At 43.2% G+C, this 14,420-nt stretch carries 13 protein-coding genes; 9 read left to right on the top strand and 4 right to left on the bottom strand.

The features are described 5' to 3' along the window. Window positions 1-343 precede the first annotated feature (343 nt). Window positions 344-532, top strand: coding sequence for a hypothetical protein (locus EV207_RS08075; RefSeq protein ID WP_132745482.1), 189 nt, complete (start codon window positions 344-346; stop codon window positions 530-532). A 173-nt stretch (window positions 533-705) separates the two neighbouring features. Here EV207_RS08075 and queC read toward each other — a convergent pair whose 3' ends face one another. Genes queC through queD form a run of 3 tightly spaced genes read right to left on the bottom strand, consistent with a single transcriptional unit; the run spans window position 706 to window position 2,584 of the window. After that, on the bottom strand, window positions 706-1,383 hold the full coding sequence (gene queC, locus EV207_RS08070) for a 7-cyano-7-deazaguanine synthase QueC (RefSeq protein ID WP_132745480.1): 678 nt from the start codon (window positions 1,381-1,383) through the stop codon (window positions 706-708). Between the two features lie 3 nt (window positions 1,384-1,386). Further along, window positions 1,387-2,118, bottom strand: coding sequence for a 7-carboxy-7-deazaguanine synthase QueE (locus tag EV207_RS08065; RefSeq protein WP_132745478.1), 732 nt, complete (start codon window positions 2,116-2,118; stop codon window positions 1,387-1,389). Further along, a complete protein-coding gene (queD, locus tag EV207_RS08060; RefSeq protein ID WP_132745476.1) occupies window positions 2,108-2,584 on the bottom strand; it encodes a 6-carboxytetrahydropterin synthase QueD in 477 nt (158 codons plus the stop codon). Before queD ends, EV207_RS08065 begins: the two co-directional genes overlap by 11 nt. A gap of 296 nt (window positions 2,585-2,880) precedes the next feature. On the opposite strand from queD, the gene EV207_RS08055 reads away from it, so the two are divergent. The 4 genes from EV207_RS08055 to EV207_RS08040 all read left to right on the top strand — a co-directional run bounded on the left by EV207_RS08055 (window position 2,881) and on the right by EV207_RS08040 (window position 8,174). Next, window positions 2,881-3,876: a PfkB family carbohydrate kinase gene (locus EV207_RS08055; RefSeq protein ID WP_132745474.1), complete on the top strand. Its 996-nt coding sequence runs from the start codon at window positions 2,881-2,883 to the stop codon at window positions 3,874-3,876. A 199-nt stretch (window positions 3,877-4,075) separates the two neighbouring features. Next, complete coding sequence (gene helD, locus EV207_RS08050) at window positions 4,076-6,412, top strand: RNA polymerase recycling motor HelD (RefSeq protein WP_132745472.1); 2,337 nt, start codon at window positions 4,076-4,078, stop codon at window positions 6,410-6,412. Window positions 6,413-6,436: 24 nt separating this feature from the next. Next, window positions 6,437-7,165 (top strand): MBL fold metallo-hydrolase, encoded by a 729-nt coding sequence (locus EV207_RS08045; RefSeq protein WP_132745471.1) that lies wholly within the window; start codon window positions 6,437-6,439, stop codon window positions 7,163-7,165. A gap of 520 nt (window positions 7,166-7,685) precedes the next feature. Next, the gene (locus tag EV207_RS08040) at window positions 7,686-8,174 is read left to right on the top strand and encodes a hypothetical protein (RefSeq protein ID WP_132745469.1); all 489 of its coding nucleotides are present in this window, start codon (window positions 7,686-7,688) and stop codon (window positions 8,172-8,174) included. Window positions 8,175-8,329: 155 nt separating this feature from the next. Here EV207_RS08040 and EV207_RS08035 read toward each other — a convergent pair whose 3' ends face one another. Beyond that, the gene (locus tag EV207_RS08035; protein WP_132745467.1) at window positions 8,330-9,256 is read right to left on the bottom strand and encodes a 1,4-dihydroxy-2-naphthoate polyprenyltransferase; all 927 of its coding nucleotides are present in this window, start codon (window positions 9,254-9,256) and stop codon (window positions 8,330-8,332) included. 263 nt (window positions 9,257-9,519) lie between these two features. On the opposite strand from EV207_RS08035, the gene EV207_RS08030 reads away from it, so the two are divergent. From EV207_RS08030 to menB, 4 genes are all read left to right on the top strand, one after another. Beyond that, window positions 9,520-10,920, top strand: a complete 1,401-nt coding sequence (locus tag EV207_RS08030; protein WP_132745465.1) for an isochorismate synthase — start codon at window positions 9,520-9,522, stop codon at window positions 10,918-10,920. Continuing rightward, a complete protein-coding gene (gene menD, locus EV207_RS08025) occupies window positions 10,917-12,674 on the top strand; it encodes a 2-succinyl-5-enolpyruvyl-6-hydroxy-3-cyclohexene-1-carboxylic-acid synthase (RefSeq protein ID WP_132745463.1) in 1,758 nt (585 codons plus the stop codon). Before EV207_RS08030 ends, menD begins: the two co-directional genes overlap by 4 nt. After that, entirely contained in the window at window positions 12,664-13,494 is an 831-nt protein-coding gene (menH, locus tag EV207_RS08020; protein ID WP_243646990.1) for a 2-succinyl-6-hydroxy-2,4-cyclohexadiene-1-carboxylate synthase, read from the top strand. Before menD ends, menH begins: the two co-directional genes overlap by 11 nt. A gap of 62 nt (window positions 13,495-13,556) precedes the next feature. After that, window positions 13,557-14,375 (top strand): 1,4-dihydroxy-2-naphthoyl-CoA synthase, encoded by an 819-nt coding sequence (gene menB / locus EV207_RS08015; protein ID WP_132745506.1) that lies wholly within the window; start codon window positions 13,557-13,559, stop codon window positions 14,373-14,375. Window positions 14,376-14,420 lie beyond the last annotated feature (45 nt).

Raw genomic sequence — 14,420 nt, 5'->3', positions numbered from 1 at the left:
ACGCAGAGCCCATGCCGAAGACGCAATGATTATCGAACTCGACGCAGAAATCCCTGAGGAGGACGCGGACGTCACTACTGAGGACGCAGAGCCCATGCCGAAGACGCAATGATCAGCGCAATCGACGCAGAAGTCCCTAAAGAGGACGCAGTCGACACTCAAAAGGACGCAAAGTGGACGCAATCGTCGCCGCTATTTGAAAAAGGGAATAGTGGTAATAAATTTTAAGCTTAGGTGAGTTGTTAACATAATTGTCACCACTTTATTATGCAAAGGCTTACATTTGCCGATAGAGGTATGTATAATGGTTATAATTTCAATTGAGATGAGGAGGTGAACAACGGTGAAACAATACGTCTTTTTATTTGAAACTGGTTCTGGCGAGCCGACCAAATGGAAAGAAATGATCGAATCAAGGCATATGTTTGATGCGTTTACAAAAGCGCAAAAGCTTAGCCAAGAATACGAGAAGGAGAAGTCAGCCCCGGTAAGCATAGTGTTTGAAGGTGTCAAGTACCCCGATATAGCTTAATCCCGAGAGGATGGTTTTGGTGTATGAGAAAATAAAAAATAGCGGTGAAAATTAGTGTGCAACATTCATTCTTTAAGATGAATGGTGCACACTTTTTATTTTAGTTAATCAGAAAGTAAAACTTTCCGACACCATGGAAGGTTTGGCGAAAATCAAACTTTCTTTAGTTTATGTTACCTATCTTTGTAAGGGATAGGGTCCTTTTCACCAGCTTCCAAAAATCCCTTAAGGCGCAGCTGGCAGCTGTCACATGTACCGCAGGCTTTATCTTCACCATTGTAGCAAGAAGTTGTCAGATGATAAGGGACATTTAGCTTTATTCCCTCAATAATTGTTTCGGCCTTTGTTAGGTGCATGAGCGGCGTGTTGATCACCATGCCTTTGTCGCTGACGCCAACTTTAGTTGCCAAATTCACCGTTTTGTTCATACTTTTAATAAATTCAGGTCGGCAATCGGGATAGCCGCTATAATCGACTGATGACACGCCGATGTAAATGGCTTCGGCGCCGATAACCTCAGCGTATGCGCTGGCTAGCGACAAGAAGATCATGTTGCGTGCCGGAACATAAGTAACCGGAATGTCACCCTCAACCATAGTTTCAGGAACGTCAATCGACTGATCAGTTAAGGCACTGCCGCCGATTTGCTGAAAAAAACTAATATCAACAATCCGATGTTCCCTGATATCATAATGTTCAGCAATCTTTTTTGCCTGTTCGACTTCACGATCATGGCGCTGACCATATTGGAAAGTGATCGGGTATAATTCATAGCCTTCATTCTTAGCTATCCCCATGCATGTTGTGCTGTCAAGGCCGCCGCTTAATACTATCACTGCTTTTTCTTCCATGTTTTACACACCTCTTCTATTTGGATCCCAAATGACTTTGTGAAGCTGCATACTAATTTTTACATCAGGCAGCGGTTCGGCTAAGACTTTTTCTACAAGCCGGTCGGGCGCCATTGCTTCCCATACGGGACTAAACAACACCTGTCCGCTGCTGTTGTATTTGGAGACAACCCTTTTGGCATAATCGAAGTCTTCATCACCTGCGATGACGAACTTAACCTCATCCTGTTCCATCAAGCAATCAAAATTTGAATGAACCATTTTATCGGTTTCCCCGGAATCCGGGAGTTTATAATCCATAACAAATCGAACTTTACTCATTAGCAAATCATCTGAACGGCGCAGCTCATCGAAAGGCATGAGATCAATGGCGCCATTTGTTTCTATATGAATATCAACAATATGATCAAGCTCAGCCATTGCTTTGATTAAGGCCGCTGATTTTTGCCGATGAATCAATGGTTCGCCTCCTGTAAAACAAATGCGCCTGCTCGGGAATGTTGAAACCTTTTCAACAATATCATCAATGGTTGCTTCGAATTCGGGTTTCTCGGGGGCATAACTGTATGGTGTGTCACACCAAGTACATCTGAGATTACAGTGGAAGACTCTTACAAATACAGTCGGGAGACCTTGTCCCATGCCTTCTCCCTCCACCGTTTCAAAGATTTCAACCATCGGCAATGTCCAATTCCCGTACTCCTCTTTTGATGGCAATGTCCAATTAGTCCTCATCGATCATCATCCATTCCCTTTTTAATGTAGCCGAACTTGTTGGTGTTTCGAACAGAGTCAATTCCTCTAGCCGATTCCCCTGAGATTTTAGGCCAATGTCCGCCATTCTCTCATCCAATGATTCCCACATCCATACAATCATGTTTTCTGCCGTGGTGTTCATCGGCGGAAGGACTTCATTTAAATATCGATGGTCTAATTTTTCTTCAATCACTTTTTTGAAAAGGGCTTTAATGTCGGAAAAATCGACGGCTATACCGATCTCATTGACAAAGCCGCTGATTGTCACGGCGAGTTTGTAGGTATGTCCGTGGAGACTTTTGCATTTGCCTTCATAACAGTGAAGATGGTGGGCGGCATCAAATGTAAAATGTTTTGTGACCGCAACGCGTTTTTGATGATATTTTAACTGATCACGTTTTATATCGATGTCCAGTTTTTGGACATCCTTTGGGATTTGAAACATAAAAAAATCTCCTTTATTAGTGAAGTAAGGAGAGTGCCAAATGAAAAAAACTCTCCATTCGAGGAGAGCGTGACTGAAAAACAAGCAGTTTAAATTAATGCCTGTTTTATTTCATTCAAACGCTCCCTAGTTTTGTTTACAGAGGGGCGGGAATTGCGAACCCTCTTTTAAGTTTTCTTTACACTATTCATTCTAACATAGAAAAAGTCATGGAAAAATATAAGTTATAGGATGTTTGTTGACCGATATACTTCAAAAAACACCTGTCCATACGAAAGATATAGAGGAGCTTTATTTTGCGAGATACGATTTTAATGAAATGTGGGACGGTGAATGTCATGGATAATAATAAATGTTTAACAATTGGTGAAGCGATGGTGGAATTTGTACCTCATGACCATCAATCCGTGCTAAAAGACACTGGGACGTTTGACCGTGAAGCAGCCGGGGCGCCGGCAATTGTTGCAGGTGTGGTCTCACTACTCGGGAAAAAGAGTGCCATGATCGGTAAAATCGGCAATGATGTGTTCGGAGACTATCTTATTGAAAAGCTTTCAAAATGCGGAGTAGATACGGTTCATCTGGGCAAAGTAAAGAACCAAACTGCAATTAGCTTTACCGCTGTTAACGGAGATAAGGAACAGGATATCTTTTACAGGCAAGGTTCGGCTGACACGACCTTGAAACCAGATGACATTGATGAAGCTTGGTTTAAGAACGGTGACATATTATATTACGCATCAGCCTCACTTGTCCAAAATCCAGCAAGGGGAGCAGTAGAAAAAGCACTGAAGTCCGCGGGAAAGAAAGGCAGCATCATTGTCTTTGCACCGCGTTTATCAATAAATGACTGGCCGAATGAGAAAATGGCGAGAGAAACGCTTTTTCACACTGCTCCTCATGCACATATCTTGGTTTTAACTGAGGAGGAACTTAAATTTTTGGCTGACCGGCAAGACGAATATGAGGCAGTCAAAATGTTATTCGTCGGGAAAACAAAATTGATGGTTATCCTTAGAAAGGATCAGACACTTACTTATGTAACGGGAAGGGAACGCGGCCATCTAAATGGGCCAAATGAAGAGCCGTTAGACGGGAGAGGGATGGAAGAAGCCTTTATAGGGTGTCTTGTTACTGAATTTCTTAACAAAGAAGTACGCCATGAAACACTCAGTCACATTCTCTCTGATCGCCAGCAGTTAGAAGATATGCTAAATGCGGCGATAGAATTTAGAACCAATGTTGGAAACGAAAGTGGAAGGCTTGCCGCGATCGAAACATTACAATTATAGAAATGAACAAAAACCGGGCATACTTTGCCCGGTTTTTTTAAAAAAATAGCTTGATAATTTTATCTTTGAGATGTTATAATCAACTTTGACTTCCGTTTTTTGTACAATTATTATATCTATCTAATTATACTATACACTTAATCCGGCGGATTGTCAAGTCTTAACTCGAAGTTTCTTAGCGAAGGAGTGAAGGTGTACCGTGAGCGGCAATAACAAGGAATGGCAAGAAGAGCGAGAGCGTTTGGTTGTCATCAAAGGGATCATTGAACAGAAGCAGGATCGATTAAAGGATCAGGCGGGTGACTTGAGGCAAGGCATCATTAGCTTTCGAAAGAATTTTTGGGATGATGTAACGGTTAATATCGATGAACCTGATGACATTATAGAAACGGAAGCTAGCATTCGCCAGCAGGCAGAAGTGCTTTCGGAAAGAGAAAGAAACCACGGGCGCATGCATGCAAGGATGAAAACACTTGACCGTTTGCAACATTCCCCCTATTTTGGCCGCATTGATTTTTTGGAAGAAAATGACCGTGAAGCAGATCAAATATATATAGGTATCGCGTCACTAATGGATGAAAAGGATGAAGACTTCCTGATCTATGACTGGCGCGCTCCGATTTCAAGTTTGTATTATGATTATTATCCTGGTCCTGTTCATTATAGGACGCCAGAGGGCTCTATTTCTGGGGATATGATGTTAAAAAGGCAGTTTATTATCAAACATGGTGTGCTGGAAGGGCTCTTTGACACAGGTGTGACAATTGGAGATCAATTACTTCAGGAATTGCTTGGGGCTCATGCGAGTACTAAGATGAAGAATATTGTGGCAACCATTCAAAAAGAGCAAAATCAAATTATCCGTAATGAGAAAAGTAAAATCCTGATTGTTCAAGGTGTGGCTGGGAGCGGCAAAACTTCCGCAGCATTGCAGCGGGTAGCCTATTTGTTATACACTCACCGCGAAACGCTGAACAATGGAAATATGGTTTTATTTTCACCAAACCCACTATTTAATAGTTATGTGCGGTCAGTCCTTCCTGAATTGGGGGAAGAGAATATACGGCAGACAACCTACAATGAATATATAGAGGAACGGCTTGGCGACTCTTTTCGTTTTGAAGATTCCTTTGAACAGATGGAGAATTTTTTAGTTAACGGAGATAGTGCGGACAGCCAAAATAGAATGGCTAACATTCTCATTAAATCGAGTCTGGCATTTAAAAAAGTGATTGATAAGTATACAACGGTTTTAGCCCGAGAAGGACTGATTTTCAAAGACATTACCTTTCGTGGCAGAACACTGCTAGAAGCCCGAGTCATAAATGACTATTTCTATGGTCTGAGCTCCTCCATGTCAATTCGGAGCAGGATGGAGTTTGTTGCAGAATGGCTGTTGGCTAAATTGAAAGAGATCGAGCGGTCAGAATGGCAAGAACAGTGGGTGGAAAGCGAAGTCCAGCTGTTAGATAAAGAGGATTATTTGGTAGCTTTTAAAAAGCTGCAGAAGAAAAACCCGTGGACCGATGATTCCTTTGATGACTTTGACCGAGAGCAGGAAATATTAGGGGAAATGGTTGTGAAAAGACGTTTTAAGCCAATAAAGGACGATATTAAAAGATTAGCCTTTATTGATATCAAGAGCACCTACTGTCAGTTATTTAAATCCGGGGGTGAGCCATTTGTTAAGGCAGATACAGAGAACTGGGATCAGATTTGCAAGTTTACTTTAGAACAGTTGGATCGGAACGATTTGACGTGGGAGGATGTTACACCGTATTTATATTTTCAAACCCAACTTTTGGGCCGGAATATATATTCTAATATCCGCCATGTATCGATCGATGAGGCTCAGGACTATTCACCCTTTCAATTCGCTTATCTTAAGGTGCTATTTCCCAACGCTAAAATGACGCTTCTGGGAGACTTTAACCAGGCTATTTATGCGCATGCATTGAATACGGCATCATTTTTTTCTTCGGAAATGAGCATAACTGAACCTTATGAAAAAATTACACTGACGAGAAGTTACCGATCAACACGGCCTATTGTAGAGTTTACAAAAAAACTCGTTAAAGAGGGAGAACGGATTGTACCGTTTAATCGCGATGGTGATAAACCGACATTAACTCAGGCAGAGGATGCAAAATCCGTGCATAAAAAAATACTGGACCGTGTTAATAATCTTCAGTCAAAGGGATTGCAAACGATCGCTGTTATTTGCAAAACGATGGCGGAATGTATTGAAGCTTATGATGAGTTAAGGAACCGGACTGCAATTCAGTTAATGGACAGGGAAACACATGCATTTACAAAGGGGACAGTAATCATTCCAGCCTACTTGGCTAAAGGCATTGAATTTGATGCTGTTATTATTTACGACGCATCGAGGACCAAATATAGCAAGGAATCTGAAAGGAAGCTTTTTTATACGGCGTGCACCAGGGCTATGCATGAGCTCCATCTTTTTTCATTGGGGGAGGTAAGTCCCTTTTTGGAGAAGATCCCGCATAGCAGCTATAATAAATTAGTTTAGTAAATTTCGGGGAGGGGAAAAGCAATGAGAATTGCAAATGGTTTGGAAATGATTGAATTGGAGATTGAAGCATTCGGGCATAGGGATGTATTACACCCAACACTGATTTGGGATCATGAGTCAGCGGTACTGGTTGATACTGGCATGCCGGGACAGTACCAGCAATTACGCTCAGCTATGAGTGAAGCAGGCGTTTCCTTTGACAAATTAAAAGCGGTAATTTTGACACATCAGGATATTGACCACATCGGCAGTCTCCCTGAGATTGTGCAAGAATCCGGCGGCGCTATTAAGGTTTATGCCCATGAGCGTGACAAACCCTACATTGAAGGGGAAATGCCCCTAATTAAAACAGACACCAGCCGCATGAGCAGTGATGCATTAGAAGCTCTTCCGGAAGAAGTGATAGCCCTTTATTCAAATCCGCCGAAAGCTAAGGTTGATAAGACTCTGGCGGAAGGTGAAGTGCTGCCTGTTTGTGGAGGGATGCAGATTATCTATACACCGGGTCATGCTCCAGGGCATATCAGCCTTTATTTGAGGCAAAGCAAAACACTTATTGCCGGGGATGCCATGATCATCCATAATGGCATCTTGCGGGGCCCTGTTCAGCAAACTACGCTTGATATGGCGACTGCTATGGAATCTATAAATAAGTTCTTAGATCTTGATATCGAAGCAGTCATTTGTTATCACGGAGGCTTATTTACTGACACCCCAAACAAGCGCCTCATTGAAATAGCATCCAGTTAAAATGGCAAAATGGGAAAAATGATCTCGCTTTACAAAAGTCAAACAGTTATCATGTGTTTGGCTTTTTTTCCTTTTTTTTAAGGTAAATCCATAGGCTTTTTAACTAATCAGAAGAATTTTTTTAGAAATAATCAACCAGACCATACCCAGAATTGTGTCAATACATAATATGCAGATATAGGTAGTGATTAATATGATGAGGGGGAAGATTATTGCAAAATGATAATGAAAGGTCGTCTCGTAATTGGCGGTCCTCAAAAAGTAATCAATCTGGCCGAAGAAGCAATGGTGTTTGGGAAGCGATAAATTTAGCTAGCCAAACTGGCGCAGATGAATTCATGTACAATGACCCATACGAAGAGGATCATAGGTCAGGCAAGTCATCGAAAGCAAGCAGATCAGGACATAAATCAAGAAAGTCAGGAACATCTAGACAAACAGGACGCTCCCGAAGGTCAAGCGGATCCAGAAGCTCAAGGCAATCAGGACGCTCCCGCCGTTCAAGCAGGTCCAGGAGCTCATGGCAATCAGGACGCTCCCGCCGTTCAAGCAGGTCCAGGAGCTCATGGCAATCAGGACGCTCCCGCCGTTCGAGCAGGTCCAGGGGCTCAAGGCAATCAGGACGCTCCCGCCGTTCGAGCAGGTCCAGGAGCTCAAGGCAATCAGGACGCTCCCGCCGTTCGAGCAGGTCCAGGGGCTCAAGACAATCAGGACGCTCCCGCCGTTCGAGCAGGTCCAGGAGCTCAAGGCAATCAGGATGTTCCAGCTGTTCAGGCAGGTCCAGGAGCTCATGGCAATCGGGCCGTTCCCGGCGATCAAACCGATCCAGAAGCTCATGGCATTCAGTAAGGTCATGCCGTTCAAGCCGGTCCCAAAGCTCATGGCAATCGGGCCGTTCCCGGCGATCAAGCCGATCCAGAAGCTCATGGCAATCGGTTCGTTCACGCCGATCCGGCACCTCCAGGCGCTCAGGGCGCTCGCACAGTTCAAAGCACGCCAGATCTTCTAAACGTTCTAAACGATCAAAGTGTTCACACTCAAGGCGTTCCAAAGTATCTGGGCGATATAGCATGACACGGCGGCCACTAGGAAAATACTTTAAAGTGAATAAACTTTAACATTTATACAAAAGGAGACAGCCAACATGGCTGCCTCCTTTTTAGATTATAGGTTTATAATGTAATCAAGGATAAGGCCAAGCGACAAAAGAAAACCGAACATTGTTGTCATCTGTGCGGTTGCCTTCATGGCGGGCATTAGTTGTATAGATTTTGTCTTTCCGGTAAAAAGTTTCGTTGCCTGATAGGCCTTTGGCAGGCTAGCAAAGACAACCAAGAGCCATGCGGATTCAACACCAAAGAGCATTAAACCAATGATCCAAAGGTAAGAAACGACGAATAACCCGGCAAGAACCGTGATAGCGCGGCTCCTTCCCAATAATATCGGTAAGGTCTGTCTTCCTTTTTCCTTGTCACCATCAAGGTCCCGGATATTATTGGCCATGTTAATACCTCCAACTAAAAGGCCTATTGGAACGGAGATGAGAATGCTATTTATAGTTATTGTATCTGTTTGGATAAAAAAGGATATTAAGATGATGACGACACCCATGAATAATCCCGCGGCCAATTCCCCGAAGGGTGTATAAGCAATAGGATATGGGCCCCCAGAATAAAAGTAACCGGCCATCATGCAAATACAGCCGACAACTGCCAGCCACCAACTGCTCTCGATGCATATATATACCCCAATTAAGGTAGCCGTTAGACACAAGATATAAGCCAGTCTTAAAACTGTTTCCGGCCGTACACCGTCCCGAACAATGGTGCCGCCAATCCCTATGGATTCCTCTGTATCGAGGCCGCGTTTGAAGTCGAAATACTCATTAAAAAGGTTTGTAGCGATTTGGATTAACATCGATGCAAGAAGCATAGCGATGAATAAAGGGATATTAATACCGCTTTTCGGAAGTGCGATTGCTGTCCCCAATATGACAGGGACAAAGGATGCGGTAAGTGTATGGGGCCTCAGCATGTGCCACCACTTTTTCAAGCCTGTGTTTTTATTTATTTTACCCGTTGATTCAGTCATGTTTAATTCTCTCCCATGAGTTACTGGCGGTTAGTCTTTAACCTCTTCAAGTTTATGAAAATCAAAGGGTGGTGTCAACATAAATTCGTAAACAATATCTTTTTTAAGTTGACATGCTATTTGTAAAATGGTAATAAAACAGTCCATTGTTAATTAATGGTGTTGGTTTGCATCAATTGACACTGGAAAACGGTCGGGTGTATTCTTATAGAAGCAGGGCCGGCGGCGGATGTCGGTCATTTTTCTTGTGAAGAAGGGATAAAATGGCAATTATTGAACAACATCAATTGTTGGAGAATCTAAAAGAGGGAATTAAAAAGGCACAATTCCTGTCGGAGAGCGTCCTAGTTAGTTACTCCAAACAAATTGAGTTTATCGATCCTCTTGTATTTTACCGAAACGGTGAAATCCTATATAAAGGGAGCAGAATATATTGGTCTGATGTTGAGGATGTCACAATGGTGGGTCTTGGTTCGGCGGTTGTTCAAGCTTACAATGGTGAAGAGCGTTTCGAAAAAATTGAGGAATATTGGCGTAAGGTAATTACAGGTGCGGTGATCCATAGAGAAGTGGATGTTAAAGGAACAGGACCAGTATGTATGGGCGGCTTTTCTTTCGATCCAGTACAAATGAAAACAAGGTTATGGAAGGACTTTCCTGATGCCAACTTTACAGTTCCAAATTGGCTGTTAACAGTTAAAGGGAATCAATGTTTTTTATCGATAAATGCGTCAGTAAACGAACATATGGATCCTTGCACAATAGAAAGCCAATTGATAGATCTGGAGATGCAATTGTTGAAAAATAACACAATTCCAACACCTTCACAAGGTGAGTCTCTAATGGTTGAAGAAAACCAGATCAATGAATGGTTGGCAATGGTCCATAAGTCTATAGATGCGATAAATAAGGGTGAAATGGAAAAGGTTGTTCTATCTAGAACGACAACAGTGACTGCCAATAAAACATTTGATCAATCAAGTGTTTTATTGGCTTTGCAAGAAAGACAATCGGATTGTTACACCTTTGCATTTGAAAAAGGCACCTCAACATTCGTAGGGTCAACACCTGAACGATTAATTAAAAAAGCGGGCGGAAAATTTAATACCATGTGTTTGGCCGGTACAATTAGCAGGGGACAAACGGCTGAGGAAGACCAAAAACTAGGTGAGACCTTACTCTCCGATCCAAAAAATCGTGATGAACACCAAATGGTTGTAACAATGATCTCCGATGCTATGGGGAAGGTATGCGATAAAATTGTGAAATCTGACTCCCCGCAAATCTATAAATCGAAGGACGTTCAACATCTTTATACACCGATAAAAGGTGAAACGAAACGAGAGTTGTCTCTTTTATCTGTTGTAAAAGCGCTTCACCCAACACCCGCCATGGGCGGTGTGCCAACTGAAAAAGCTATCGAAGCAATCAGAGAGCGTGAAACGTATGAACGCGGCTGGTATTCAGCACCTATTGGATGGTTTGATGAAGACGGGGACGGGGAATTTGTTGTTGCTATTCGCTCGGGACTAATTACCAAAGAAAATGCGGTTCTTTTCTCAGGCTGCGGAATTGTTGCCGATTCAGATCCCCAAAGTGAATACCTTGAAACAAAAATAAAGTTCACACCAATGCTGACGGCCTTAGGGGGCGGATGGGAATGAAACATCAAGAGTGCCTCACAAGGTTCGTAGCTGCGTTTGTAGATGAGCTTTCAGCGTGCGGAGTGGAGCATGTGGTCGTTAGTCCGGGATCCAGATCTACCCCGCTCGCTATGTTGTTAAATGCACATTCGGATATTAGAGTGTGGATGAATATTGATGAACGATCCGCAGCATTTTTTGCATTAGGTATAGCAAAAGCATCAGGAAGGCCAGCCGCGCTCCTTTGCACATCAGGTACAGCTGCTGCCAATTACTATCCGGCAATCGTTGAGGCAAAGTTATCTAGGGTACCCCTAATTGTATTAACAGCAGACCGGCCGCATGAGCTGCGGGGGGTTGGTGCACCGCAAGCGATTGATCAAATAAAACTTTACGGAGATAATGTCAAATGGTTTCAGGAGATGCCGCTTCCGGGTCTTGATGAACAGACGTTACTGCTGTCTAGAACGACCGCAAGGCGGGCCATAATGACAGTTACGACTCAACCGCTGGGTCCTGTTCATCTCAACTTTCCTTTTCGCGAGCCGCTTGTGCCGGATTTCACCGTGGATAACATATGGGACAGCGGTAAAACAAGCAGTACGGAATTTTCCATGGTAACTGGTGAAAATGAGATATCGGATAGTAACTTTGACAAGCTGACCCGATCTATTCAACAGTTGAAAAGAGGGTTGATTGTTGTTGGGCCGCAGGTGAATTCTGAATTGGCTGAGCTGGCAGCTCTAATTGGGGAACGCTTAGGCTTCCCTGTGCTTGCCGATCCTCTTTCACAATTGAGAACAGGGAACCATAATAAAATGCCGATCATTGATTGTTTCGACTCATTTCTTCGTGATACATTAATTACCGAAACTTTTATCCCTGATGGCGTCATTCGTATCGGAGCTATGCCTGTATCAAAACCATTCTTACTTTATTTGAATAAAATAAAGCCGAGTCGTTATATCGTTATTGATGAGGGTGAGGGTTGGCGTGAGCCCACACAGCTCGCGACTGATATGGTCTACTCTGATCCTATCCGGTTATGCAAAAGACTGCTTAATCAACTTCCGCCAAACCCTTCCGCCGAACCAAGTTGGCTTACGGGTTGGAACAAAGTAAATCAAGCGGCTAAAAATGAAATAAAGATGTTCCTGGAAGAGAAACATTGGCATGAAGGCCAGATTATCTCGGAATTATCAAAGCTTTTGCCCAAAAATGCCTATTTATTTGTTGGCAACAGCATGCCAATTCGTGATCTTGACACATTTTTATTAAACCAAACAGGCCGGATTAATACTATGGCCAACCGGGGGGCAAATGGCATTGACGGTGTTGTCTCTACTGCCTTAGGTGTTAGCGCTGTGTCTAAATCGGTCAATCTTGTGATTGGTGACCTCTCCTTTTTTCATGATATGAACGGTTTGCTTGCAGGTAAGCTGTATAACCTTAATGCCACTATTATTGTCGTTAACAATGATGGAGGAGGCATCTTTTCCTTTCTGCCCCAAGCGGGCGAGGCTGTTGATTTTGAACAGCTTTTTGGCACACCTGCCGGATTGGATATTGAGGCAGTTGCCAATCTTTATAATGCAGACTACAAACAAGCGGTTACCTGGGAAGAATTTGCCGATGCTTACCTGACATATCAGAAGGTGCAAGGTCTAAAAATCATTGAAATTCAGACCAATCGCAAAGACAATACAGAAAAACATAGGATGCTTTGGAACAGAATATCATATGCTGTTCAGTCGGTGATAAAAGATGATGATTAATCTCATTGAAACGTTAGGGGTTAACAGGTCCGTTCATGTGGCTGGGGATGGTCCACCGCTTCTAATGTTGCATGGCTTTACGGGAACTATGGCTACCTGGGAGCCTTTTATTCAAAAATGGTCAAAACGTTACAAGATTATTGCCGTTGACATTGTCGGTCATGGTCAAACAACAGCACCGAACCATATCAGCTATTATACGATGGAACATGAAGCATCAGCTTTAATTGAATGTTTGGATGTACTTGCTATTGAAAAGGTTAACATCCTTGGTTATTCAATGGGAGGGCGACTGGCTCTGTATATGAAAGTGCATCATCCAGAAAGGGTGGGAAATCTCATTCTTGAAAGTAGTTCACCTGGGTTAATAGAATCAAGTGAACGGAAAGAGCGTAAGAACAGAGATGATGCCCTTGCTGACCGGATTATGACAAAAGGGCTGGAAGCTTTTGTTGATGACTGGGAGCAGCTCCCGCTTTTTGCCACACAGAAGAATTTGCCGCTTGATAAAAGGCAAGCCATAAGGACAGAGCGCATGGGACAAACAGCGGAGGGGTTAGCTAACAGTCTTCGCGGAATGGGGACAGGTATTCAGCCCTCTCTCTGGAATGATTTGTCCTCCATATCAGATAAGGTATATTTTATCGCCGGCCACCTTGATCAAAAATTCTTAGACATCGGGAAAAGGATGGTTAATCGGGCTCCAGATGGCAAGCTGAATGTGATTACACAAACAGGGCATGCTGTACACGTGGAACAACCGGAAATCTTTGATAAAATAGTATATGATGATTTCTATCACCTTCTAACGGATGGTTAACCATGCTAAAAGAGGGTTCTCCGATAGAAGGTTTATAATTAAAGAAGGGAATGAAGATTGTTATGTCATTTGATTGGAAGACAGTTCGTACATATGATGAGATATTATTTGAAACGTACGACGGTATTGCAAAGATTACGATCAATCGCCCGGAGGTCCATAATGCGTTTACACCTCATACGGTGACAGAGTTGATTGATGCCTTTGCAAGAGCAAGGGATGATGCAAGCATTGGCGTTGTCATTTTGACAGGCAAGGGGGACAAAGCCTTTTGTTCCGGCGGAGATCAGACCAAACGCGGTCACGGCGGATATGTTGGAGAGGATAACATTCCCCGTCTAAATGTTCTTGATTTACAGCGGTTAATGAGAGCTATGCCAAAACCGGTTATTGCTATGGTTGCAGGTTATGCAGTCGGCGGCGGACACGTTTTGCATGTTGTAAGTGACTTAACCATCGCGGCGGATAATGCTATTTTTGGACAAGCTGGCCCACGGGTCGGCAGCTTTGATGCAGGTTACGGCGCCGGTTACCTTGCAAGAATTGTTGGTCATAAGAAAGCCCGCGAAATTTGGTATTTATGCCGTCAGTACAGTGCACAAGAGGCACTTGATATGGGTCTTGTAAACACTGTTGTACCGCTTGAAAACCTTGAAGAAGAGACTGTTAAGTGGGCGAAAGAAATTTTAGAAAAAAGCTCAACTGCAATCCGATTCTTAAAGGCATCATTTAACGCGGATACAGATGGCCTTGCCGGCTTGCAGCAGCTAGGCGGGGATGCGACATTGCTTTATTACACCACTGACGAGGCAAAAGAAGGCAGGGACGCCTTCAAAGAGAAAAGAAAGCCTGAATTTGATAAATTCCCTCGTTTTCCTTGATCGTATAGTAAGAAAAGGCCAGAGCTTGAAGATATCAAGCTTTGG

It is taken from the genome of Scopulibacillus darangshiensis, assembly GCF_004341035.1.
Taxonomy (GTDB): Bacteria; Bacillota; Bacilli; order Bacillales; family Sporolactobacillaceae; genus Scopulibacillus; species Scopulibacillus darangshiensis.
This window is presented reverse-complemented; position numbering and strand designations above follow the sequence as displayed.